A 24216-nucleotide genomic window follows, 5' to 3' on the forward strand; every position below is an offset into this window, starting at 1 on the left:
CAGACTGTTCAATTGCGCGGCTTTACAGCCGCTCAATATCCCCTTGTGCGCGGGTGTCGTGGAAATCCTTCTGCCAGGCCTCAAACGTTCCGGCAGCAATAGCCTCCCGCATTCCTCCCATGATCTCCTGGAAGTAATGCAGGTTGTGCCAGGTCAGCAGCATGCCGGAGATCATCTCGTTGGAGCGGAACACATGGTGCAGGTAGGCGCGGGAATAGTTCGAGCACGCCGGGCAGCTGCAGTGCTCATCCAGCGGCCGCGGGTCGTCCTGGTGGCGGGCGTTCTTGATGTTCACGACGCCGTAGCGGGTAAAGGCCTGCCCGGTGCGGCCAGAGCGCGACGGCAGCACGCAGTCCATCATGTCGATGCCGCGGGCGACGGCGCCGACGATGTCGTCGGGCTTGCCCACCCCCATCAGGTAGCGCGGCTTGTCCTCGGGCAGGAACCCGGGGGCGTAATCCAGGCATTCGAACATCGCCTCCTGCCCCTCGCCCACTGCCAGGCCGCCAACCGCATAGCCCTCGAACCCGATCTTCTTCAGCGCCTCGGCGCTTTCCTCGCGCAGGTCCGGCTCCAGCCCGCCCTGCATGATCCCGAACAGCGCATGGCCCGGACGGTCGCCGAAGGCCTCCCGGCTCCGCTCCGCCCAGCGCATCGACAGGCGCATCGACTCGGCAATGCGGTCGCGGTCCGCAGGCAGCGCCGGGCATTCGTCGAAACACATCACGATGTCGGAGCCCAAGAGCCGCTGGATCTCCATCGAGCGTTCCGGCGTCAGCTCATGCTTGGAGCCGTCGACATGACTCTTGAAGGTGACGCCCTTCTCGGTGAGTTTCCTGAGCCCCGCCAGCGACATCACCTGAAACCCGCCGCTGTCAGTCAGGATCGGGCGCTCCCAGTTCATGAACTTGTGCAGCCCGCCCAAACGGTCGATCCGCTCCGCCGTCGGGCGCAGCATCAGGTGGTAGGTGTTGCCCAGCAGGATATCGGCCCCGGTCGCACGCACGCTCTCCGGCATCATCGCCTTTACGGTCGCAGCAGTCCCAACCGGCATGAAGGCAGGCGTGCGGATTTCGCCGCGCCGCGTATTGATGACACCCGTGCGCGCCTTGCCGTCGGTTGCCTTCAGTTCAAAGTTGAAAAGCTCTGCCATCTCGTATTCCTGCCGTTACTATCGAACCGGCACGCCGGTGATTCACCCCTAATGCCAAGGAGCCAGGCCCATGTCCACAGCCGACCCCGCACCGAAACTGAAACTCGGCTGGGAGGAGTGGGTCAGCCTGCCGGACCTCGGCTTGCCGGCGCTGCGGGTCAAAGTAGATACCGGCGCCCGCACCTCGTCGCTGCATGCCACCGGGATCGAAACCTTCGGCCCGGCAAGCGCCCCCAAGGTACGCTTCATGGTGCACCCCATTCCCGGCCAGTATGATCTGGAAATCCCCTGCTCTGCCCTGATCAAGGACAGGCGCGAAGTGACGTCCTCAAACGGCGAAAGCGAGATGCGTTTCGTGATCGAGACCCAGCTGACAATTGGCGGCGAGTCCTGGCCAGTGGAACTGACGCTGACCGACCGGCGCGGCATGGCCAAGCACATGCTGCTCGGCCGCCAGGCGCTGACCGAGAACGTGACCGTAGTGCCGGGGGAGCGCATGTGCCAGCCGGCGCTGGACTATTCCGTCTACGCCTCTGCCAATATCCGCAAATCCGCGCCCAAGCGCGCCCTTCGCATCGCCGTTCTCAGCCGCGAGGACAACTATTCAACCCGCCGTCTGGTGGAAGAAGGCGAAAACCGCGGCCACACGGTGGAGGTGATCAACACCACCCGCTGCTACATGGCGCTGAATGCGCTGGCGCCGGAAATCCACTATGACGGCAAACGCCTGCCCCGCTATGACGCGGTGATCCCGCGCATCGGCGCCTCTGTCACCCAGTATGGCACCGCACTGCTGCGCCAGTTCGAAACGCTCGGCACCTTCTGCGTCAACGGGTCTGAGGGCATCACCGCCAGCCGTGACAAGCTGCATGCGCACCAGATCTTGGCACGCCACAAGATCGGCATGCCCGCCACCGCTTTTGCCTCCTCGCCCAAGGACACCGGAAGCCTGATTCAGATCGTCGGCGGCGCGCCCCTGATCGTGAAACTGCTGGAAAGCACCCAAGGCAAGGGCGTGGTGCTGGCCGAAACCAAGAAGGCCGCCGAAAGCGTCATCACCGCCTTCCGCGGGCTCAAGGCCAACTTCCTTGTTCAGCAGTTCGTGAAAGAAGCCGCGGGCGTGGACATCCGCTGCTTTGTGGTCGGCTCCAAGGTGGTGGCATCGATGAAACGTTCGGGGGCAGAGGGCGACTTCCGCTCCAACCTGCACCTGGGCGGCAGCGCCGAGACGGTCCGCATCAGCAAGGAGGAGCGCGCCACCGCCGTCCGCGCGGCCAGGGCGTTCGGCCTCAACGTGGCGGGCGTCGACCTGTTGCGCTCGGAAACCGGCCCCAAGGTCCTGGAAGTGAACTCCTCCCCCGGGCTGGAAGGGATCGAGAAGACCTCCTCCAAGAACATCGCAGGCCTGATCTACGCCGAGATCGAGAACCGGGTCCGCCCGGCACCGGTGCGGCGGTTGAAACCCTCCAGCAGCTGACACTGCATGGCAGGCCCATCCGGGCTTGCCAGCCTGTGTTTCCGGGCGTCATATACACCCGCAACCTCTTGAAACCGCCGCTGCCGGAACCCATTTGTATACTATTGCACACAACGAGGCGTGTCATTGAACAAGGCCAAAACGCCAGGCGCACAGCCCCTGCCCGGCGGGCCGCCGGAACCGGCTGCGCCCAACGCGCCCGCCGCCCCTGCGGCCCCCGCTGAACAACCTAAGGAATTTTACATGAACGAAGACCTGATTCTCGAGCTGCTGTCCGGCAACCTGCTGTACCTGCTGGGCGCCCTGCTGCTGATCATCGTGGTCCTGAAAGGCATCAAGATCGTGCCGCAGTCGGAAAAATACGTGGTCGAACGCTTTGGCCGCCTGCATTCGGTGCTGGGGCCCGGCATCAATTTCATCGTGCCGTTCCTGGATGTGGCCCGCCACAAGATCTCGATCCTGGAACGCCAGCTGCCCAACGCCACCCAGGACGCCATCACCAAGGACAACGTGCTGGTGCAGATCGACACCTCGGTGTTCTACCGCATCCTGGAACCGGAAAAGACCGTCTACCGGATCCGCGACGTGGACGGCGCCATCGCCACCACCGTGGCCGGCATCGTGCGCGCCGAGATCGGCAAGATGGATCTGGACGAGGTGCAGTCGAACCGCGCCCAGCTGATCACCCGCATTCAGGAAGCCGTGGAAACGGCGGTGGACGACTGGGGCATCGAAGTGACCCGCGCCGAGATCCTGGACGTGAACCTCGACCAGGCCACCCGCGACGCCATGCTGCAGCAGCTCAATGCCGAACGCGCCCGCCGCGCCGAAGTGACCAAGGCCGAGGGCCAGAAACGCGCCGTTGAACTGCAGGCCGATGCAGAGCTTTATGCCGCCGAACAGACCGCCAAGGCCCGCCGCATCCAGGCCGAAGCAGAGGCCTATGCGACCGAAGTGGTTGCCAAGGCGATTGCCGAAAACGGGCTGGAAGCGGCACAGTACCAGGTGGCGCTGAAGCAGGTGGAGTCGCTGACCGCGCTTGGCAAGGGCGAAGGCAAGCAGACCATCGTGGTCCCCGCCCACGCGCTTGAGGCATTTGGCAACGCCTTCGGCCTGCTGAAGGGAGGCAAGTGATGGACACGGCTTTCTGGGCCTTGTGGTGGGTCTGGGGCGCTGCTGCGCTGCTGCTGGCGATACTTGAGGTGCTGGTGCCCGGCTTCGTGTTCCTGGGCTTTGCCATCGGCGCCGCGGCGGTGGCCCTGCTGCTGCTGGCCGGTGCCGGTTTCGGGCTGGCGCCGCTCCTCCTGGTCTTTGCCGCGCTGTCGCTGGCGGCCTGGCTGCTCATGCGCCGCTTTTTCGCCCTGCCCAAGGGCCAGGTGAAAACCTTCAACCACGACATCAACGACTGATCCTTGGCCGGGGCGCCGCGTGCGCCCCGCCTGTCCTGCGGCCTCAGAACCGCAGCCCGGCCCCTGCCAGCAGGCTGTGTGTCACCGCATCATGGCGGAAGAAGCTGCTGGTGCCGCGGGTGCCCTCCTGATACTCCACCCCCAGCCCGCGGTAGAGGACGTAGATCGAGGCGTTCTTCCAGCGATGGTGGATCAGCCCGCCCATCAATGACCAGCTCTCCTCCGACCCGGCGCCAAAGCCGCCGATATCGCCCTCCAGGGTGAAACTGAACTCGTCCGACAGGCGGCGCTCCCAGCGCATCCCCGCAACCGGATCGGTCCAGTCCGCCCCGCGCCGCAGGTTGACGCCCGGCAAGGAGGCGGTCACATCCACATCCCAGTGGCGCACACCGCCGAACACCTCGAACAGGTCGCGGCCGCGCCCGAACCGGTAGGTCAGCAGCGCCTCGCCCAGGTTCTGGTCATAGCGCACCCCGCCCGGCCCCTCCGAACTGAACACATCGGCGTCGGCATCCAGCACCGCATAGCGCAGGCGGAAGCCGAAATTGCTGTAGTGCACACCCTCGAACTGCAGCATCCCGCCGGCCTGCAGCTGGTCAAAGACATCGCCCGCATCGATCGAGACGTCTCCGCCGGTCCAGCCCAGCTCGGTTGTGCTGTCAATCGAAGGCGCCACCACAAACGGCGTCAGCTGCCATTCCCAATTGTCCCCGGCGGCGGCGGAAACGGCCCCTGCAGTTGCCGCCGCCGCCAGCACAATACGGACGGCTGCTCTCAGCGCAGAAGGTTTTTGCATGGCTCCTCCCAAGGCCGGCCCGGCACCGCAGAGCCGGCAGCAATAACATGCCGGACCGCTGCAGCCTGGCAGCCGTTACAAAAACATGATGGGGGAACCACAACTTAGCGCGGCCATTGTCCCAAATCAAACCGGCGGGCGGAATCCGGTGAAATATCATTGCCGCAGACGCGGCCGCCGCCTCTGGACGCCCGGCCGCATATTCCCTATATAAACCGTCGGAAAATAGAACCGGGATCCTCATGACCAACCCTGCCGAACCGCTCGAAGGCGCCCCGCTGATCGCGCCCTCCTCCGTCAGCCACCCGCTGTACGAAGCCGTCGTCGACGCCTGCCGCACCGTCTATGACCCGGAAATTCCGGTGAACATCTACGAGCTGGGCCTGATCTACACCATCGACATCACGGACGAGAACGACGTGAAGATCATCATGACCCTGACCGCGCCGGGCTGCCCGGTGGCAGGCGAGATGCCGGGCTGGCTGATTGATGCGGTTTCCCCGGTCGACGGCATCAAGAGCGTCGATGTCGAGCTGACCTGGGAGCCGCCCTGGGGCATGGAAATGATGTCCGACGAGGCGCGCCTCGAACTGGGCTTCATGTAACTCCCGCACCAGCTGTCATGAGAAATTGATGCGCCCGTCATGCGGGCGCAATCCGGCTGTTACATTTGCGCGCCACTCTCGCCGCAAATTTGACCAACCGGAGAAAATTCCATGCGCCTTGCCCTGACTTCGGCAGCCGCCCTGCTTGTTTCCACCGCCGCCCTCGCAGGCAATCCCCCGAAAGCGGCAGATGCGGGCCTCAGCTACGGCCCCCGTCCTGCCTACCTGATTTCCAAGCTGCCCGAGGGCGCGCTGAAGGACAAACTGCAGTCCTGCGCGGGCCAGACGCCGCAGCGCTCGGATTTCTCCATCGGCCACCGCGGCGCGCCGCTGATGTTCCCCGAACATACCGTCGAATCCAACATCGCCGCCGCCCAGATGGGCGCAGGCATCCTGGAATGCGATGTCACCTTCACCAAGGATCTGGAACTGGTCTGCCGCCACGCCCAGAACGACCTGCACACCACCACCAACATCCTGACCTCGGATCTGGCGGACACCTGCGCCACCCCTTTCACGCCTGCGGACGGTGAAACGCCTGCAACTGCCGAGTGCCGCGCCTCGGAAATCACCCTGGCCGAATTCCGCACCCTGCAGCCCAAGATGGACAGCGCCGACAACACAGCCCTCACCGCCGCAGCCTACCAGGGCGGCACCGCGGACTGGCGCTCCACCCTGTTTGCCGGCGGCGCAACCAGCATGACCCACGCGGAATCGATCGCCCTGTTCAAATCGCTTGGCGCCAAGTTCACCCCGGAGCTGAAGAGCCCGGCGGTGGAGATGCCCTTCAACGGCTTCTCCCAGGCAGACTACGCCCAGAAGCTGATCGACGAATACAAGGCCGCCGGCATCCCCGCCTCCGACGTCTGGGCGCAAAGCTTCAACCTGGATGACGTGCTCTACTGGATTGAAAACGAGCCAGAGTTCGGCAAGCAGGCGGTGTTCCTGGACGCCAGCTACGACCTGGAGGGCTTCGACCCGAACAACCCGGACACCTTCCCGCATGACTTTGCAGAACTGCACGCCAAAGGCGTCAACTACATCGCCCCGCCGATGTGGATGCTGGTCACCTCCGAGGACGGCAAGGTTGTCCCCTCGGCCTACGCCAAGAAAGCCAGGGCGGCAGGCCTCAAGCTGATCACCTGGACGCTGGAACGCTCCGGCCCGCTGGCCACCGGCGGCGGCTGGTACTTCCAGTCTGTCTCCGACCTGACCGTGGACGACAGCATGTACTACCAGCTCTTGGACGTGCTGGCCCAGGATGTCGGGGTCGAGGGCGTGTTCTCCGACTGGCCCGCCACAACGACTTACTACGCGAACTGCATGGGGCTCTGACCACCGTCTCCCCAACGACGGACACCCCATCAACGGCCGCCTCCCTGCCCAGGAGGCGGCCCCTTTTAATTTTGCAGGACAGGTATATGTTATTGCTTCCCCGGCGGATCCGGGGTTGAGCCGCCCCCGCACCCATCCTAGATAACAGGGGAAGCGCAAGGAGACATACATGTTCGGCATTCCCGGCAAACAGGCGGTGACCATGACGCCCAAGGCTGCGGCCCAGATCGCCAGGCTGATGGCAAAAGACGGCCGCGCCGGCCTGCGCATCGGCGTCAAGAAGGGCGGCTGCGCGGGCATGGAGTACACCATGGAGTATGTCGACCAGGCCGATCCCAATGACGAGGTCGTGGAACAGGACGGCGCCCGCATCCTGATTGCGCCGATGGCGCAGATGTTCCTGTTCGGAACCGAGATCGACTATGAGGTGACGCTCTTGGAAAGCGGCTTCAAATTCAACAACCCCAACGTGGCCGAGGCCTGCGGCTGCGGCGAGTCGATTTCCTTCAAGGAAGCGCCCGGCACTTGATCCGCGGCACCGGCACGGAAAACACAGGGCGGGGCATTCTCCGCCCTTTTTGCTGCCCGGTCCGAACTTTCAAGCGAATTGCGCCGCCCCGCCGCCGGTGCTACCAGTCACGCCCAAACAGCACATTTCGGAGGCACCCCCATGCGGCGGAAACTGGCAGCAGGCAATTGGAAGATGAACGGCACCGGCGCGAGCCTCGCGGAACTGGCGGCGCTTGCCGAAAGCCACGGCGCCCCCGCCGCTGACATCCTGATCTGCCCGCCTGCCACCCTGTTGTCGCGTGCCGCGGACACCGCCCAGGGCAGCGCCGTTGCCATCGGCGGCCAGGGCTGCCACGCAAACGCCTCCGGCGCCCACACCGGCGATCTGTCGGCCGCGTTGCTCAAGGACGCAGGCGCCTCTGCGGTGATCCTCGGCCACTCCGAACGCCGCGCCGACCATGGGGAGACCGACGCCCAGGTCTGCGCCAAGGCTGAGGCCGCCATCGGCGAGGGCCTCATTGCGGTGATCTGCATCGGCGAAACCCTGGCCGAACGCGAAGCCGGCGATACGCTGAAAGTGGTCGGCACCCAGCTCGCAGGCTCTGTCCCGGCCAATGCCACCGGCGGCAACACCGTGATCGCCTATGAACCGGTCTGGGCCATCGGCACCGGCAAGGTGCCGACGCTGGAACAGATCGCCGAGGTCCACGACTTCCTGCGCGCCGAGCTCAGCAGCCGCTTCGGGGCTGAGACTGCAGACAGCATCCGCCTGCTCTACGGCGGATCGGTCAAGCCGTCCAACGCTGCGGAAATCTTTGCCGTCTCCAACGTCGATGGCGCGCTTGTGGGCGGCGCCAGCCTCAAGGCCGCGGATTTCTCCCCGATCATCACCGCACTGGAAGCCAGCTGACCGGCACCCTGCGGCGTAGGCCCCGGATTTGAGTATTTTCCGGAAAGATGAAGCACAGGTAGCTTTCACCTTTCCCAAAGTACTCCGGGGTGAATTGGCCAAGGGCCAAGAGGGGCAGCGCCCCTCTGACAATCAAACCTGCGGGGCAGCGCCCCTGCCCTGAAAAAGAAACGCCCCGGTTTCCCGGGGCGTTTCTTTTTTTAGCAGACTGCCTAGTTCGTTATGATCTCCGGCCCCATCACCGCGTTTGGCAGCACGGTGGACAGCCAGGGCACGTAGGTGATCAGGATCAGGAACACGAACAGCACCGCCAGGAACGGAAGTGCGGCCCGCACCACCCCCATCATCGGCATGCCCGCCACGCCTGAGGTCACGAACAGGTTCAGGCCCACCGGCGGGGTGATCATGCCGATCTCCATGTTCACCACCATGATGATGCCCAGGTGGATCGGGTCGATGCCCAGCTCGATGGCGATCGGGAACACCAGCGGCGCCACGATGACCAGCAGGCCCGAGGGCTCCATGAACTGGCCGCCGATCAGCAGGATCACGTTCACCACCACCAGGAACATGATGGGACCGAAGCCCGCCGAAAGCATCGCGTTGGCGATATGCTGCGGCACCTGCTCATCCGTCAGCACATGCTTCAGGATCAGCGCGTTGGCGATCACGAACAGCAGGGTCACGGTCAGCTTGCCCGCCTCGAACAGCGTGTGCTTGGTGTCGCTGTGGAAGAACGCCGTCACCAGCGCATAAGGCTTCTTGATCAGCGGCGTCTTGGCCTCGCCCTCGCCGTTCGACAGCGGCCCCATGTCCTTGTAGACGAACGAGGCAATCAGGAAGGCATAGACCGCCGCCACCGCCGCCGCTTCAGTCGGGGTGAAGATGCCGCCATAGATGCCGCCCAGGATGATCACGATCAGGAACAGCCCCCAGCCGGCCTCGCGGCCAGAGGTGATGATCTCGCCCCAGCCCTTCCAGTCGCCCTTGGGCAGGTTCTTGACCTTGGCCATCACATAGATGGTGACCATCAGCAGAAGGCCGGCCAGAAGCCCCGGAATGACACCGGCCAGGAACATCCGGCCCACCGAGACCTCAACCGCGGCCGCATAGACCACCATCACGATCGACGGCGGGATCAGGATGCCCAGGGTGCCTGCATTGCAGATCACGCCCGCCGCAAACTCTTTGGTGTAGCCCACCTGCCGCATGCCCGCGATCACGATGGAGCCGATCGCCACAACAGTGGCGGGCGAGGAGCCGGAGAGCGCGGCAAACAGCATGCAGGCAAACACGCCCGCAATCGCCAGCCCGCCCGGCAGGTGCCCGACACAGGCGATGGAGAAGCGGATGATCCGCCGCGCCACGCCGCCCGTCGTCATGAAGCTGGAGGCCAGGATGAAGAACGGGATCGCCAGCAGTGTGAAATGCCCTTCAAAGGCTTCAAACAGCGTGCCTGCGACACTCGCCAGCGAGCTGTCGGAATAGATCAGCAGAAAGATGGTGGAGCTGAGGCCCAGGGACACCGCAATCGGCACCCCGATCAGCAGCAGGCCGATCACCATCGCAAAGAGGATTACTACTTCCATCAGTCATGCTCCCCGCGCTGCGCCTGCACTTCTGCAATTTCATCTTCGACCTCATGGCTCGCGACCAGCCGGTCGGCATCGCCGCGGGCAATCTGGAACGCCGCCTGGATGAAGCGGAACACCAGAAGCAGCATCGACACCGGCAGCACCACATACGGCACCACCTTCGGCAGTTTCTCGTAGGAATCGCCGTAGTTGATCATCTCTTCGAGGAACTTGAATATCCCCACCATCGGCACGTCCTGCACCTCATAGAAGCTTTGCGAGCGTGCCTTGAAATCGAGCCCGGTCGGGAACCAGCGGCCTGAAGTGGGCGGCAGGTCGGCAAACACCGCCCAGTAGTCGTAAGCGCCCTTCAGCAGGAGCAGCGAAAACACGATGCAGCAGCCGGCGGCAAACAGCCCGACGGCGCGGCGCGCGCCGGGCGCCAGCATGTTGACGATGGCATCAACGCCCAGGTGCGCGTGCACCTTGACAGCATAAGACGCGCCCAGCAGCACCAGCCAGGCAAACAGGAACACGGTCAGCTCCAGCGCCCACAGAATGTTGGAATTGAACACGAAGCGCGCGATCACATTGGCAAATGTTATCGCCGTCATCAGCCCCAGGAGGAGCGCGATAAGGGTTTCTTCGAGTGAATTGATAAGCCCGCTCGGGCCGGTTCTGGACCCCGCCATGGCTGCCTCCCAAGTTTTGCGGAAAGTAGGGGTGCAGGCGGCGGATCCCCGCGCCGCCTGCGGGAACGGGGCGCCGGCACGGGCACCCCGGAAAGGCCCGGATTACAGGCCCGCGTTGATGGCTTGCGCGGCGTCGATCTTCTCCTGGCCAACGTCGCCTGCAAATTTCTCCCAGACCGGCTTCATCGCCTCGACCCAGGCCGCGCGCTGCTCGGGGGTAAGTTCGCGCACCACGCCGCCGGCGTCGATGATCGCCTGCTTGGCCTCGCCGTTCACCTTGGCGGATTCGGCGTTCCGGGTGGCGGTCACCTCATTGAGGATGGTCAGGAACTGGTCGCGCACAGCCGGCTCCAGGCTGTCCAGCCAGTCGACGGAGGTCACCACCAGGTAATCCAGCGCGCCGTGGTTGGTCTCGGTGATGCCGTCCTGCACCTCAAAGAACTTCTTGCCGTAGATGTTGGACCAGGTGTTTTCCTGACCGTCGACAACACCCTGCTGCAGCGCGCCGTACACTTCCGAGAACGCCATCTTCTGGGGCGAGCCGCCGATCGCTTCCATCTGCGCCACCAGCACGTCGGAGGACTGCACGCGGAACTTCAGCCCGTTGGCGTCTTCCGGCGCCACCAGCGGCTTGTTGGCGGACATCTGTTTCATGCCGTTGTGCCAGTAGGCCAGGCCCTGCAGGCCGCGGCGCTGCATCGAGTTCAGCATCTCCTGGCCTGTCTCGGAGCCCTGGAACGCATCCACGGCTTCGATGCTCTTGAACATGAACGGCAAGTCGAACAGGCGGAACTGCTTGGTGAACTTCTCGAACTTCGAGAGGCTCGGCGCGGCCAGCTGCACGTCGCCCTGCAGCATCGCCTCCAGCACCTTGTTGTCATTGTAAAGCGTGGAGTTCGGGTAGACCTCCATGCACATGGTGCCGTTCATTTCCTCGTTCACGCGCTTTTCCAGCAGCGCGGCAGCAATCCCCTTGGGGTGCTTGTCAGTGTTGGTGACGTGGCTGAACTTCACCACGATCTCACCGTCGTCGCAGGCGGCAGAAGCTGCGCCTGCGGTAACAGCCAGTGCCAGTGCGGTTGCGGCAGTGGTCAGGAATTTCATGGTTTTTTCCTCCCAGAAAAATCGTCCGTAAATCCGATGTTGCGCTCAGCGCATGGCTGAGGCCCGCTCAGAGCATCCCAAGTTGCGGAAATCCGCTCAACACTTGATTCGGGAATCACGCGCCGCCCGGATTTTCCGCAGCTTTGCATAGGCTTACGACCCGGCCCAAAGGCATCCGGGCTGCGCCTTCCGAAAGCTGTGCGAAATCCCGCACAGGGCGTTCCGGGCTTTGTGCGGAAAACCGCACAAATGTTAGCGCCCGACAAAATCAATAAGGGAATCAAAGGGCGGCCTGTCTGCAACATCAGGCCCGCGACCGGCCTCGGGCGGGTGCGAAGCGCCCTCCCGGGGGGAGGTCGGGCGCGGGCCGTGCCACTGCGCGGCACGGCCCAAAAATGCGCGCATACAAGCGCCCATGCTTCGGCATTTGCCAGGGTGTTGCGCCCCCGCCGTACGCACCGCTTGCCGCTCCTTAACCCGGGCTTGCGATACTCAATCCCGTCGCGACACCGGTGCGGACTGACACCCCGCACCAACAGGAGATCACAGGGCCCCCGAGACCACCTCCTCATTGGGTGCAGGGGCGTCCCGCACCGAAGGCTTCAGCGGACACGGGGGCTTGCGACCCCCGTCCTCCCTCCGCCCATGGCCCCATCCGGGGTTTTCCGGCGGCGCCGCCTCCTTAATTACCCCGGCAAGGGCGCCGGGTAAGACGCACCGCAAAGCTCCAAGCCCGGCGCCCTCAGCGGCGGTAATCCTCGGGCCGGATGCCATAGCGGGCCAGCTTGTCATAAAACGTCTTGCGCGGCAGCTTCAGGGCTTCCGCGGCCGCAGCCGCGCGCCCGTTTGCCCGCCCCAATGCGGCAATCAGCAGGGAGCGCTCCACCTGCGCCATCTGCTCTGCCAGCCCCAGCCCGGCCGCAGCAGCCGCTTCCTCCGGCATACCCAGCACAAACCGCATCGCCGCCGACATCAAAGAGCGCGCATTGCCCGGCCAGTCCTGCGCCATCAGCGCCGCCAGATGGTCCTGCGAAATCTCCGGCGGCTCAATCCCCGCCTGCTCTGCCGCCTGTGCCACGTAATGGCGGAACAGCACCGGAATGTCGCCCGGCCGCTCCGCCAGCGACGGAATCCGCACCCGCATCACGTCCAGCCGGTAGAACAGGTCGGCACTGAACCCGCCCGCTTCCGCCTTGCCTGCCAGATCAGCGCTGGAGCCCGCGATGATCCGCACCCCGCCGCCCTGCTCCAGCTGCGCCAGCAGCGCGTATTGCGCTGCTTCCGGCAGCGCCTGCACCTCGTCCAGGAACAATGAGCCGCCCGCCGCCTCCTGGCACAGCTCCGCCACCGTCTCTGCCGCCAGCCCGGCCGCGGGGCGTTTCACAAACGGCCCCTGGCCCGCGGGCGACATCAGGTGGATGACTTCCGCAACCTTGGAAATGCCGCTGCCCGGCGCCCCGGTGACCAGCACCTCTGCCCCTGTCGGCGCCACCGCCCGCACCCGCTGGCGCATTTCCTTGGCCTGCGGCGAGGTCCCGAACAAGAGCCGCGCCGCCGGGTCGCCGGTTTCCAGCTGGTGTTTCAGCCGCCGGTTTTCCAGCACCAGCGCCCGGGTCTTCAGGGCGCGCTCCAGCACCGGCAGGAAGTCGGCCGCGGCGCAGGGCTTCTCCAGAAAGTCAAAGGCGCCTTGCGACATCGCCTTGACCGCCATCGGAATGTCGCCCTCACCGGTCAGCAGCACCACCGGCAATTCCTCATCCATGCTGCGGGCATAGTCCAGCAGGTGGAACCCGTCCCGGCCCGGCATCCGGATGTCCGAAACGATGATGCCATCGAAGGCGGGCCTGATATGGTCCTTTGCCGCCACAAAGGACCCGCAGGCGACCACGTCCAGGTCGTTCAGCTCCAGTGTCTGCGACAGCGCCTCGCGCACCGCCGCGTCGTCGTCCACCAAAAGCACCTTGCGGGTCATGCGGCATCACCCTTCTCGGCGCCTTCGCGCCACGGCTCCAGCTCCACCGTGAACACGGCGCCGCCGCCGGTGTTGGCGCCGCGGATATTGCCGCCAAAGCTCTGCACCAGCCCGTAGGAAATCGACAGCCCCAGCCCCATGCCCTCGGAACTGCCCACCGCCTTGGTGGAATAGAACGGATCGAACATCTTCTCCGGCTCCTTGATGCCGGGGCCGCTGTCCTGCACCCGCACCTGCAGCCGCGGGCCAATGTCGACAGAGATCGAGATCACCTTCTCCACCTGCCCCTGCATCGCGTCGGCGGCATTGTTGATCAGGTTCACGAAGACCTGCGTCAGACGCACCTCGCCGCCCCAGGCATGGACCGGGCCGGCACAGGCCGCCGGGTTCCAGCGCAGGTCGATGCGGTCCGCCTTCAGCCGCGGCGCTGTCAGCTCAACCGCGGCGTCGATCACCTGCACCAGATCCACCTGCCCCATCGGCTCGCTCTCGTTGCGGGCAAAGGCGCGCAGGTTCTTGATGATCCGCGCCATCCGCGCCGCCATATCGGCAATCCGGCCCAGGTTCTCGCCGGTGCGCTCGGCCTTGCCGCGCTCCAGGAAGGCGGCGCCGTTCTCGGCATACTGCTGGATCGCCATCAGGGGCTGGTTCAGTTCGTGGCTGATCCCTGCCGACATCTGGCCCAGCGCGGACAATTTGCCAGCCTGCACCAGATCTTCCTGCGCCCGCTTCAGCGCCGCTTCGGCCTCCTCCCGCTCGCGCACCTCGCGGCGCAGCCGGGTGTTGGCCGCCGACAGGTCGCGGGTGCGCTGCTCAACCCGGCTTTCCAGCACCGCATTGGCCTCCGCCAGGGTGCGGCGGCGCTCCATCACGATGAACAGCATGGCGCCCAGCGCCAGGCACACCGCCGCCAGCGCCGCCGCCTGCAGCGCCGCAATCCGCCGCGCCGGGGCCACATCCACCAGGATCTCCCCGGTCATGCCGATGACCGGCAGCCCGACCGACAGGTGCAGCGCCCGGGCCGGCAGATAGGGGCTGCCCTCCAGGCGCCAGATCTCATGGCCCGCGAAATAGTCCCGGTCCGTCACGCTTGGGGTTTGCCCTGCGGCGCTGCGCCGCCAGAACAAGAGCTCCGAGCGGTTGGCAATGAACACCTCGCCGCCCTCATCGGTAAAGAACACCGCGGGCAGCGAGCCGCGCCAGGTCTGCTCCACATCGCCGACATCGGCCACCACCACCAGCGCCCCGCGCACGCCGCCGTCCGGGGCAAAGGCCGGCGCCGCATAGAAATAGGCGCGCTTGCCTTCCGGCTGCAGCACGCTGTGGCCGGTGCCCAACGCGCCTTGCGTGGCGCGCTCGAAATAATCCGCCGCCGCCACGCTGGCGCCTGTCACCCCTTCGGCTGCGGCCAGCACCCGGCCGTCCGCGGCGGCAAAGAACACATCCAGCGCCGCGGTCTTGTCGGCGACCGAGCGCAGCAGCTCCGCCGCCGCCGCCCGCGCCGCCGGGGTTGAAAGATCCGCCAGCACCGGGTGCTCCGCGGTCAGCACCGCCAGTTCCTGATAGACCTGCAGCTGGGTGCTGACACGGTCAGAGGCCAGCGCCAGATCCGCCTCGCTGCGCTCGGCCAGACCGTTGAGCGCCTGCCGGTACCCGTAGGACCAGACCGCGAGCGCCAGCGCCGCCACGGCCAGAAGGAACCCGGCGGGCAGGCTCCAGCGGAGAAGGTTCTGTGTTTTCATTGCGGCACGTTATCAAAGCGCCCCTTGCATTGACCAGATGCAGCGGCAAAAACCGGTGTATGAAGATTTTAAACCAATCCCCCACCGATCCGGCCTTCGTGCAGGACCCCTACTCCTTTTATGCCGCTGCCCGGGAACAGGGCCAGCTGCACCACTGGCAGGACTACGGCATGGTTGCTGCCTTCGGCCATTCCGCCGTGCACATGCTGCTGCGCGACCGCCGCTTCGGCCGCGAGGTGCCGGAAGAGCTGCGCAAGGACGGCCCCGCCCACCTGGCCCCCTTCCTGGCGGTTGAGGCGCATTCGATGCTGGATGCCGAGCCGCCCCGGCACACCCGCCTGCGCCGCCTGGTGCTGCACGCTTTCACTACTCGCGGAATTGCGGCGCTGGAGCCGGGGATCAAGGACTTGTGCCACCAGCTAATCGACGCCTTTCCGGACCGGCCCTTCGACCTGCTGGAGGCCTATTGCACCCAGGTTCCGGTCGTGACCATCTGCCGCCTGCTGGGTGTGCCGGAAGAGATGGGCGCCAATCTGGTGGATTGGTCGCACAAGATCGTGGCAATGTATCAGGCCGCGCGCACAGAGGCGACAGAACACACCGCAGCGCAGGCGGCCGAGGAGTTTACGGACTTCCTGCGCGGCTACATTGACAGCCGCCGCAGCGACCCGCGGGACGATCTGATCACCCGGCTGATCGCAGCCGAGGAAGAAGGCGACAAACTCTCCACCGACGAGCTGATCGGCACCTGCATCCTGCTGCTGAACGCCGGCCATGAGGCCACGGTGCATTCGCTGGGCAACGGCGTGAAGACCATGCTGCAGCAGGGCTGGCAGCCGGAGTGGCTGGCACCGGAAGGGATTGAGCGGCTGGTGGAGGAAATCCTGCGCTTTGACCCGCCGGTTCATCTGTTCACCCGCTACGCCTACGAGGAGGCAGAGGTGTTCGGCCACACCTTCCAGCGCGGTGACCAGGTGGCCTTGCTGCTGGGCGCCGCCAACCGGGACGCATCGGCGCTGGACGATGCGGATACGTTCGACCCCACACGCCCGCCCAAGGTGAACAAGAGCTTCGGCGGCGGCCTGCATTTCTGCGTCGGCGCGCCGCTGGCGCGGCTGGAAATGCAGATCGCCCTGCCGATCCTGTTCGACCGCTGCCCGGGGCTGAAACTGGCGGCGGAGCCTGAATACTCAAACACCTACCACTTCCACGGTCTCTCGCGGCTGATGGTCGCCTGCACCTAGCAACCGGGGCGCTCCCCTTTTTCACCTTTAGCGAAATACTCCGGGGGTGAGGCGCGTCAGCGCCGAGGGGGCAGCGCCCCCTTTCGCCCTCGCCCCGTCCCGCCCGGCCCGGATCTTACTCCGGCAGGGCGGACAGCGCCGCCATGCAGGGGCCGCTCAGCAGCCAGTCGCGGAAGGCGGCCACCTTGGGGTCATGCCATTTCTGCCGCTCTCCGATCAGCGCATAGGCGCCGTCCGGGGTGCCGCAGGTCATGTCCGGGAACGGCAGCACCAGATCGCCGCGGGCCAGTTCCTCGTGGCACAGGACAAGATCCGCCATCACCACACCGGCCCCCATCACCGCGGCGCGGGTCGCCATATCGAGGTTCGGAAACACCTCGCCGCCGCGCGGGTCCGCCTGCTCCACCCCGAAATGCTGCACCCAGGTGGCCCAGTCGCTGCGCCGCGGGCTTTCATGCAGCAGCCGCTGGGACGCCAGCGCCGCCGGGCCAGCGGCCAGCGCCGGCAGCAGCGACGGGGCGCAGGCCGGGGCCAGGATCATCTCGAACAGCGGCAGCACCTCAATGTCCGGCGGCCGCCCCAGCCGGTTCTGCAGGGAAATGCCAAGATCGTATTCCGCCCCCTCGAACCCCTTGCTGCCGTAGAAGTCGGTGGTCAGCCGCAGCTTGATCTCGGGATGCGCGGCGCGGAACTGCTCCAGCTGCGGCAGCAGCCAGCGGATCGACAGCGTCGGCGGGCAGATCACCCGCAACTCCGAGGCATCGGCCGCGATCTGCTCCACCTCGCGCAGCATCCTCGCAAAGGCCTCGGTCAGCACCGGGTAGAGCCTCTGGCCCGCCATCGTCAGCTCCACCCCGCGGGCATTGCGGTGGAACAGCTGCACGCCGATGTGGTCCTCCAGGATCTTCACCTGGCGGCTGATGGCGCCGCGCGTCACGAACAGCTCCTCCGCGGCAGCGATGAAGCCCTGGTGGCGGGCGGCGGCCTCAAAGGCGCGCAAGGCGTTGAGGGGCGGCAGGCGCATCAGATCACCATGGGTCAGTTTTCCTGATCCATGGTGGAGATTAACTGGTTTGCGCGCAAGCCCCCTGCGGCCGTATTCCTCAACAGCCAGAACGGAGGAATACCTATGATTGCCAAGTTCGAAAACGCAAATACTCAGCGCCCCATGTCTCCGCCCCGCGGCCTGTTGCGCCTGCTTGCGGGTTTTCCATGGCCGAGAAAAGCTGAACCTCACCGTCTGGCTGCCCCCACAGCGGTGCTGGTGCCGCGCGGCGAGCTGGAGCGGCTGACGGAGATATCCCCGCATCTGCTGGCAGACATTGGGGTCATGCCGGAGGCCTCCGCCGGGGAGACATCACCCTGGCGGCTGAGGGACGGGCGGCAGCTGCTGCTGCGCCCGCCGCTTTGACTGATCAGAAACGCCGGCCTGCCGCCGGCTCCGCGAAGGAAGCCGGCGCGCGTTTTCAGCTGTCCAGCGGCAGCATGGTGGTCGACTTAATCTCCTCCATCGACAGAAGCGCAGTCACATTGTGCACCTTCACCTCGGAAATCAGCGCCTGATAGAACACGTCATAGGCGCGCGCGTTCTGCACCCGCACCTTCAGGATATAGTCGATGTCGCCCGCCAGCCGGTGCGCCTCCTGCACCTCCGGGCGTTCCTGCAGCGCCTTCAGGAACTTGGCCTGCCATTCCGCCTCATGCTCCGAGGTCCGGATGAGGACAAAGAAACAGGCCTCGAACCCCAGCGCCTCCGGGTCCAGCAGCACTGTCTGCTGGCCGATCACCCCGGCCTCCTTCAGCTTGCGGATTCGATTCCACACCGGGGTCTTGGAAGACCCCACCCGGCGGGCTATTTCATCCAGCGACTGGCTGGCGTCGCGCTGCAGTTCAGCCAGAATTTTCCGGTCCGTGCCGTCGATCCGCACCGTCATTCCTGTTTTCTCCTTTTGTGAGGACCAATCGGCCCGATGTCCCGCCGCGGCAAAACCAATGTTCTTATTTACGCGCCCATATAGCGCAATACCGGGAATATTTCCTATATCTACCCTCAAGTCAAACACACCGCAGAGGGTACAGGAATGTCCGCACCATCGACACATGCTGCCAATGCCGCCACTCACGTCCGTGGCAGCATGGACTGTATGGTTGCGGGCCAGGTGACCTTTGCCGGTTCCGGCCCCGGCGATGCAGAGCTTCTGACCCTGAAAGCCCTGCGCGCCCTGCAGACCGCCGACGTGATCCTGCATGACCGCCTGGTCAGCGCAGAGATCCTGGCGCTGGCAGGCCCGCAGGCAGTGCTGGAAGACGCCGGCAAGGAAGGCTTTGGCGCCCAGGTCTCCCAGGCCGACATCAACGCCCGGCTGGTGGAACTGGCGAAGCGAGGCAAGAAGGTGCTGCGCCTCAAGGGCGGCGACCCGGCGGTCTTTGCCCGCCTGGATGAGGAGCTGAGCGCCTGCGAAGCCGCCGGCATTGCTTACAGCATCATCCCCGGCATCACCGCCGCCAGTGCGGCCGCCGCCGCCATCGGCCAAAGCCTGACCCAGCGCGGCCGCAACACCGCAGTGCGGTTCCTGACCGGCCACGCGATGACCGGCTTTGCCGATCACGACTGGGCGGCACTGGCGCGCCCGGGCGAGGTTGCCGCGGTCTACATGGGCAAGAAATCCGCCCGCTTCGTGCAAGGCCGCCTGATCATGCACGGCGCCGACCGCGCAACGCCGGTGACCATCGTCGAAAACGCCTCCCGCCCCGGTCAGCGGGTGCTGGAAACCACACTGGACCGCCTGCCCGCCGACCTGGATGCGGCTGGTTTCGGCGGCCCTGCCCTCACATTCCTGGGTCTTGCCCCGCGCCAGGCGGCGGCAGCCCTGAACGATCTCAAAACGGAGCTTGCATAATGGCCCGCGCCTTTACGCCCAAAGTCATCACCGCCAACGACCTGCTGGAAGGCGACGTGATCTACTTCACCGCTGACAACGGCTGGACCCGGAACCTGTCCGAGGCCGAGCTGATCACCGATGAGGCCGAAGCCCAGCTGCGTCTGATCGAAGCGGAAAAGCAGAACATCCGCATCGTCGGCGCCTATCTGGCCGACGCCAAGGCAGGCCCGAACGGCCCCGAGCCGACCCATTTCCGCGAGGAATTCCGCCGCACCGGCCCCTCGAACTACTTCCATGGCAAGCAGGAGGCGCAAGCCAATGTATAAGTACAACGAGTTTGACGAAGCCTTCCTGGCCGAACGCAACGCCCAGTTCCGCGCCCAGGTCGAGCGCCGCATCGACGGCTCCCTCACCGAGGACGAATTCAAGCCGCTGCGCCTGATGAACGGCGTCTACCTGCAGCTGCACGCCTATATGCTGCGGGTCGCGATCCCCTATGGCACCCTGAACCCGCACCAGATGCGCACCCTGGCGCTGCTGGCCGAGAAGTGGGACAAGGGCTATGGCCATTTCACCACCCGCCAGAACATCCAGTACAACTGGCCCAAGCTGCGCGACATCCCGGAGATGCTGGATGCGCTGGGCGAGGCCGGCCTGCACGCGATCCAGACCTCGGGCAACACCATCCGCAACACCACCGCCGACCATTTCGCCGGTGCCGCCGCGGATGAGCTGACCGACCCGCGCCCCTATGCCGAGCTGATCCGCCAGTGGTCCACCGACCACCCGGAATTCCAGTTCCTGGGCCGCAAGTTCAAGATCGCCATCACCGGCAGCCCCAACGACCGCGCCGTGACCAAGGCGCATGACGTCGGCCTGCGCATGGTCGAGCGCGACGGTGAAATCGGTTTCGAGGTTGTCGTCGGCGGCGGCCTGGGCCGCACCCCGCTGGTCGGCAAAGTGCTGCGCGAGTTCCTGCCGCAGGCGGACCTGCTGCCCTACCTGGAGGCGATCCTCAGCGTCTACAACGTGCTGGGCCGCCGCGACAACAAGTACAAGGCGCGCATCAAGATCACCGTGCAGGAAAACGGCATCGACACCATCCGCGCCAAGGTGGAGGAAGCCTTCCTCGCCCTGCGCGGCCAGTTCGACGGCACCGACCAGGCGCTGCTGGCCGAGATCAAGGAGCATTTCAAGGCACCGGAGTTCCGCTCCGGTTCCACCGAAGCGTTCGACGCGGCCTATGCAAACGACCCGGTGTTCCGCGCCTGGGCCGACACCAACCTGGCCGAGCACCGCGCCGAGGGCCACGCCATCGCCACCATCTCGATCAAGGCGCACGGGCAGACCCCGGGCGATGCGACCGCTGAGCAGATGCGGGTGATGGCCGACCTGGCCGAACAGTACGCCTATGGCGAGCTGCGCATCAGCCACCAGCAGAACGTGATCCTGCCGCATGTCCACAAGAACGACCTGCCGGCAATCCACGCGGTGCTGAAGGCAAACGGCCTGGCCACCGCCAACATCGGCCTGATCTCGGACATCATCGCCTGCCCGGGCATGGACTACTGCGCGCTGGCAACCGCCCGCTCGATCCCGGTCGCGCAAGAGATCGCAGCCCGCTTTGACGAGCTGAAGATGGAGCACGACATCGGCCATCTGCAGATCAAGATCTCGGGCTGCATCAACGCCTGCGGCCACCACCATGTTGCCCATATCGGCATCCTGGGCCTGGACCGCGCCGGTGTTGAAAACTACCAGATCACCCTGGGCGGCGACGCCACCGAGACGGCTGCCATCGGCACCCGCACCGGCCCCGGCTTTGCCTATGACGAGATCGTGCCTGCGGTGGAGCGCATCGTCGAGGTCTACATGGCCCAGCGTGAAAGCGCCGAGGAAACCTTCCTCGAAACCTACCGCCGGATCGGCATGGAGCCGTTCAAGGCAGCACTGTACCCCGAGGCTCAGAAAAAGGTCGCCTGATCTGATGTTCCAACCAGCCGGAAATAGGCCCGCCGGAGAAGCTGACATTCTCCGGGACCGGGAGCTGGCCGCCAAGGCGGAAGCGCTCAATGCGCGCTACCGCCACCATTCGGCCACCTCGGTGATGGAGGGCGCATTGCGGGACGCAGGGCACATCGCTCTGGTCTCCTCTTTCGGCGCGGAATCCGTGGTGCTCCTGCATATGGCCGCGATCATCGACCCGATGACGCCGGTTGTGTTCGTGGACACCGAACTGCTGTTCACCGAAACGCTGATCTATCAGCAGGAGGTGAGCGAGCGGCTGGGCCTGCGCAATGTGCGCATCATCCGCGCCGATGACATCGCCGAGAAGGACCCCTACGGGGCGCTGCGGTTCAGCGACAAGGATGCCTGCTGCACCCTGCGCAAGACCGTCCCGCTGCAGAAAGCGCTGGACGGCTACGACGGCTGGATCACCGGCCGCAAGCGGTTCCAGTCCGGCACCCGCGCCGCGTTGGAGTTCTTCGAGGTCGAGGACGGCACCGGGCGGCTCAAGATCAACCCGCTGGCCCACTGGGCGCCCGAGGACGTGCGCGTCTATATGGATGAAAACCGCCTGCCCCGCCATCCGCTGGTAGCCAAGGGCTATCCGTCGATCGGCTGCGCGCCCTGCACCAGCCCGGTCAAGGAAGGCGAAGACCCCCGTGCCGGGCGCTGGCGCGGTGAAAACAAGGAAGAATGCGGCATCCACGTGGTGGATGGCAAATTCGTACGCACAGGAGCGTGAGTGAGATGACTGTTATCGTGACCGACACGGGCTTTGCCCCCGATGACTGGACCGGCGGCTTTGACGGCGCCAACGTGCTGGAGCTGGCCTCGGACGCCAGCCTCAATGATGTGTCGCTGGACGGCGTCGAGCTGGTGCGGGTGCAGTTCCCCAGCTTTGCCGACGGCCGCGGCTTCACCCTGGCCCGGCAGCTGCGGCTGAAGGGTTTCGAGGGCCGCCTGCGCGCCTTCGGCCATGTGATCGCCGACCAATACGCCATGGCCCGCCGCTCCGGCTTTGACGAGGTGGAGCTGAGCGACGACCTGGCCGCCCGCCAGCCCGAGGACCAGTGGCTGGCCCGCGCCAACTGGAAGGACCACAGCTATCAGGCCCGCCTGCGCGGCAGCACCGCTGCCCGCTGAGCCAGCCCGCTCCGAACCCGGGATACTCCCTGAAACCGGTTCCGTTGCGTCCTGCGCGGGGCCGGTTTCGCAAAACAGGGGGTTTTCCTGACCTGTATCAAAGACTAATCAGAGGTGCCGGCTACTCCTCCGGCAGTGGAACCGATGAATGAGATGACACCCGTGACCGACACTGCAACCGATCTGAAACCGGCCAAAGCGGTGCCGGCCCTGCCCGACGCCCAGACCGTCACCCAAGTGAAACACTGGACCGACCGGCTGTTTTCCTTCCGCTGCACCCGCCCCGCCAGCCTGCGCTTCCGCTCCGGCGAGTTCGTGATGATCGGCCTGATGGGCGACCCGGACCCCAAGACCGGCAAGCAAAAGCCGCTCTTGCGCGCCTATTCCATCGCCTCCCCCTCCTGGGACGAGGAAATGGAGTTCTACTCGATCAAGGTGCAGGACGGCCCGCTGACCTCCAAGCTGCAGCACATCAAGGAAGGCGACGAGATCATCCTGCGCCCCAAGCCGGTCGGCACCCTGGTGCATGACGCGCTGCTGCCGGGCAAGCGGATCTGGTTCTTTGCCACCGGCACCGGCTTTGCCCCCTTCGCCTCGCTGCTGCGCGAGCCGCAGACCTACGAGGATTACGACGAGGTGATCATCACCCACACCTGCCGCGAAGCAGGCGAGCTGACCTATGGCCGCGAGCTGATCGAGAGCCTGAAGGACGACGAGCTGCTCAATGAGGTGATCGGCGAAGGCTTCTGGAAGAAGATCAAGTACTACCCGACCACCACCCGCGAGGAGAGCCCCAAGATGGGCCGCATCACCGACCTGATGCGCTCCGGCGAGGCGTTTGCGGATCTCGGCGTGCCGCCGCTGAACCCGGAAAGCGACCGGGCGATGATCTGCGGCAACCTGGCCTTCAACCTGGAGCTCAAGGACCTGTTCGAGAACACCTACGGCCTCGAGGAAGGCGCCAACTCCAAGCCCGCGCATTTCGTGGTCGAGAAGGCGTTCCTGGACTGATCCGGCGCTGCCCCGCCCCGGCGGGCTGCCCGAATTTTGACACCGTTTTGACGGGAGGCTGCCGCCTCCCGTTTATCATTTGTTGGGGATGAATCGGTATCCCGGTTGCTGAGATCCAGAATGGAGCAGCAGCAGATGCACAATGAAACGGCCTCCGGGCAGTCCCCCGTTTTCCAGTCCGTCAGAAGCGAGGCAGGCAAGGCCCGCATCAATGCGGCGGTTGCCAGTTTCCAGAACCGCCCCGGCCAGGTGCAGCCCTCGACCCCGGAAAAGATTGCCGCCATCAAGGCAGGGTTCGACTTGCGCGCCATGGGGCCGCAGGACATCGACCGGATGTTCGACGCGCTGGTGCAGGCAGGCCACCCGATGACCGCGCCGATGCTGCTCTTGAATTCGATGGGGGAGCGGTTCCGCAGCCACCTGTCGGGCCTGTCCGGCAGCGCCTATGACGGCAGCCGGCAGCTGGACCTGATTGCGGTGGCGCAGCTGCAGATCCAGCGCGCCCGCAAGCAGGGCGGCAGCAGCGCCGGCTGGGAAAGCTTCCTGGCGTTCCTGATGCCGCAGCCGCCGCAGGAGCGGCCCGCAGCCCAGCCGCCGGTGGACCACATGGCACGCCTGGCGCAGCAGGCGCAGGCGCGGCCGAACTGACC

Annotated in this window: 25 protein-coding genes; 16 read left to right on the plus strand and 9 right to left on the minus strand. The window is 65.4% G+C overall.

Features of this window, described 5'->3' with window-relative positions:
- Positions 1–22: 22 nt before the first annotated feature.
- Positions 23–1153, minus strand: coding sequence for a tRNA guanosine(34) transglycosylase Tgt (gene tgt, locus LHL23_RS02650; protein ID WP_226428696.1), 1131 nt, complete (start codon positions 1151–1153; stop codon positions 23–25).
- A gap of 70 nt (positions 1154–1223) precedes the next feature.
- Between tgt and rimK the strand changes: the two genes are divergently transcribed.
- The 3 genes from rimK to LHL23_RS02665 all read left to right on the plus strand — a co-directional run bounded on the left by rimK (position 1224) and on the right by LHL23_RS02665 (position 4039).
- On the plus strand, positions 1224–2630 hold the full coding sequence (gene rimK, locus LHL23_RS02655) for a 30S ribosomal protein S6--L-glutamate ligase (RefSeq protein WP_226428697.1): 1407 nt from the start codon (positions 1224–1226) through the stop codon (positions 2628–2630).
- 243 nt (positions 2631–2873) lie between these two features.
- Entirely contained in the window at positions 2874–3764 is an 891-nt protein-coding gene (locus LHL23_RS02660) for an SPFH domain-containing protein (RefSeq protein WP_226428698.1), read from the plus strand.
- The gene (locus LHL23_RS02665) at positions 3764–4039 is read left to right on the plus strand and encodes a hypothetical protein (protein WP_222475196.1); all 276 of its coding nucleotides are present in this window, start codon (positions 3764–3766) and stop codon (positions 4037–4039) included. Before LHL23_RS02660 ends, LHL23_RS02665 begins: the two co-directional genes overlap by 1 nt.
- Positions 4040–4082: 43 nt before the next feature.
- Here LHL23_RS02665 and LHL23_RS02670 read toward each other — a convergent pair whose 3' ends face one another.
- On the minus strand, positions 4083–4835 hold the full coding sequence (locus LHL23_RS02670; RefSeq protein ID WP_226428699.1) for a hypothetical protein: 753 nt from the start codon (positions 4833–4835) through the stop codon (positions 4083–4085).
- Between the two features lie 242 nt (positions 4836–5077).
- Between LHL23_RS02670 and LHL23_RS02675 the strand changes: the two genes are divergently transcribed.
- The 4 genes from LHL23_RS02675 to tpiA all read left to right on the plus strand — a co-directional run bounded on the left by LHL23_RS02675 (position 5078) and on the right by tpiA (position 8195).
- Complete coding sequence (locus LHL23_RS02675; RefSeq protein ID WP_222475191.1) at positions 5078–5440, plus strand: SUF system Fe-S cluster assembly protein; 363 nt, start codon at positions 5078–5080, stop codon at positions 5438–5440.
- Between the two features lie 111 nt (positions 5441–5551).
- A complete protein-coding gene (locus tag LHL23_RS02680) occupies positions 5552–6775 on the plus strand; it encodes a glycerophosphodiester phosphodiesterase family protein (protein ID WP_226428700.1) in 1224 nt (407 codons plus the stop codon).
- A gap of 169 nt (positions 6776–6944) precedes the next feature.
- Positions 6945–7304, plus strand: a complete 360-nt coding sequence (locus LHL23_RS02685) for a HesB/IscA family protein (RefSeq protein WP_222475188.1) — start codon at positions 6945–6947, stop codon at positions 7302–7304.
- Between the two features lie 141 nt (positions 7305–7445).
- Positions 7446–8195: a triose-phosphate isomerase gene (gene tpiA, locus LHL23_RS02690; protein WP_226428701.1), complete on the plus strand. Its 750-nt coding sequence runs from the start codon at positions 7446–7448 to the stop codon at positions 8193–8195.
- Between the two features lie 212 nt (positions 8196–8407).
- Here the strand turns inward: tpiA and LHL23_RS02695 are convergent, their stop codons facing one another.
- The 5 genes from LHL23_RS02695 to LHL23_RS02715 form a co-directional block, all read right to left on the minus strand.
- Positions 8408–9784, minus strand: coding sequence for a TRAP transporter large permease (locus LHL23_RS02695; RefSeq protein WP_222475183.1), 1377 nt, complete (start codon positions 9782–9784; stop codon positions 8408–8410).
- Positions 9784–10461, minus strand: a complete 678-nt coding sequence (locus LHL23_RS02700; protein ID WP_226428702.1) for a TRAP transporter small permease — start codon at positions 10459–10461, stop codon at positions 9784–9786. The genes LHL23_RS02695 and LHL23_RS02700 overlap by 1 nt, the downstream gene beginning before the upstream one ends.
- A 102-nt stretch (positions 10462–10563) precedes the next feature.
- The gene (locus LHL23_RS02705) at positions 10564–11565 is read right to left on the minus strand and encodes a DctP family TRAP transporter solute-binding subunit (RefSeq protein ID WP_222475180.1); all 1002 of its coding nucleotides are present in this window, start codon (positions 11563–11565) and stop codon (positions 10564–10566) included.
- 742 nt (positions 11566–12307) lie between these two features.
- Positions 12308–13537 (minus strand): sigma-54-dependent transcriptional regulator, encoded by a 1230-nt coding sequence (locus LHL23_RS02710; protein ID WP_226428703.1) that lies wholly within the window; start codon positions 13535–13537, stop codon positions 12308–12310.
- Entirely contained in the window at positions 13534–15279 is a 1746-nt protein-coding gene (locus LHL23_RS02715) for a sensor histidine kinase (RefSeq protein ID WP_226428704.1), read from the minus strand. Before LHL23_RS02715 ends, LHL23_RS02710 begins: the two co-directional genes overlap by 4 nt.
- Positions 15280–15338: 59 nt before the next feature.
- On the opposite strand from LHL23_RS02715, the gene LHL23_RS02720 reads away from it, so the two are divergent.
- A complete protein-coding gene (locus tag LHL23_RS02720) occupies positions 15339–16523 on the plus strand; it encodes a cytochrome P450 (RefSeq protein WP_226428705.1) in 1185 nt (394 codons plus the stop codon).
- 115 nt (positions 16524–16638) lie between these two features.
- Here the strand turns inward: LHL23_RS02720 and LHL23_RS02725 are convergent, their stop codons facing one another.
- A complete protein-coding gene (locus LHL23_RS02725) occupies positions 16639–17547 on the minus strand; it encodes a LysR substrate-binding domain-containing protein (protein ID WP_226428706.1) in 909 nt (302 codons plus the stop codon).
- Positions 17548–17691: 144 nt separating this feature from the next.
- Between LHL23_RS02725 and LHL23_RS02730 the strand changes: the two genes are divergently transcribed.
- Positions 17692–17934, plus strand: coding sequence for a hypothetical protein (locus tag LHL23_RS02730; protein ID WP_226428707.1), 243 nt, complete (start codon positions 17692–17694; stop codon positions 17932–17934).
- A 55-nt stretch (positions 17935–17989) separates the two neighbouring features.
- Here the strand turns inward: LHL23_RS02730 and LHL23_RS02735 are convergent, their stop codons facing one another.
- Positions 17990–18457 carry an Lrp/AsnC family transcriptional regulator gene (locus LHL23_RS02735; RefSeq protein ID WP_222475168.1) on the minus strand — a complete coding sequence of 156 codons (468 nt, stop codon included), beginning with the start codon at positions 18455–18457 and terminating at the stop codon, positions 17990–17992.
- Between the two features lie 210 nt (positions 18458–18667).
- Between LHL23_RS02735 and cobA the strand changes: the two genes are divergently transcribed.
- From cobA to LHL23_RS02770, 7 genes are all read left to right on the plus strand, one after another.
- Positions 18668–19423, plus strand: a complete 756-nt coding sequence (gene cobA / locus LHL23_RS02740) for a uroporphyrinogen-III C-methyltransferase (RefSeq protein ID WP_226428801.1) — start codon at positions 18668–18670, stop codon at positions 19421–19423.
- Positions 19423–19731 (plus strand): DUF2849 domain-containing protein, encoded by a 309-nt coding sequence (locus tag LHL23_RS02745; RefSeq protein ID WP_222475167.1) that lies wholly within the window; start codon positions 19423–19425, stop codon positions 19729–19731. Before cobA ends, LHL23_RS02745 begins: the two co-directional genes overlap by 1 nt.
- Positions 19724–21388 (plus strand): nitrite/sulfite reductase, encoded by a 1665-nt coding sequence (locus LHL23_RS02750; RefSeq protein ID WP_226428708.1) that lies wholly within the window; start codon positions 19724–19726, stop codon positions 21386–21388. Before LHL23_RS02745 ends, LHL23_RS02750 begins: the two co-directional genes overlap by 8 nt.
- A 4-nt stretch (positions 21389–21392) precedes the next feature.
- On the plus strand, positions 21393–22154 hold the full coding sequence (locus LHL23_RS02755; protein ID WP_222475162.1) for a phosphoadenylyl-sulfate reductase: 762 nt from the start codon (positions 21393–21395) through the stop codon (positions 22152–22154).
- Positions 22155–22159: 5 nt separating this feature from the next.
- Positions 22160–22555 (plus strand): DUF934 domain-containing protein, encoded by a 396-nt coding sequence (locus tag LHL23_RS02760; protein WP_222475160.1) that lies wholly within the window; start codon positions 22160–22162, stop codon positions 22553–22555.
- A 144-nt stretch (positions 22556–22699) separates the two neighbouring features.
- A complete protein-coding gene (locus LHL23_RS02765) occupies positions 22700–23566 on the plus strand; it encodes a ferredoxin--NADP reductase (protein WP_226428709.1) in 867 nt (288 codons plus the stop codon).
- A gap of 135 nt (positions 23567–23701) precedes the next feature.
- Complete coding sequence (locus LHL23_RS02770) at positions 23702–24214, plus strand: hypothetical protein (protein WP_226428710.1); 513 nt, start codon at positions 23702–23704, stop codon at positions 24212–24214.
- The last annotated feature ends 2 nt before the right edge of the window (positions 24215–24216 follow it).

This window comes from Leisingera sp. McT4-56 (assembly GCF_020514995.1).
GTDB classification, from domain to species: domain Bacteria; phylum Pseudomonadota; class Alphaproteobacteria; order Rhodobacterales; family Rhodobacteraceae; genus Leisingera; species Leisingera aquaemixtae_A.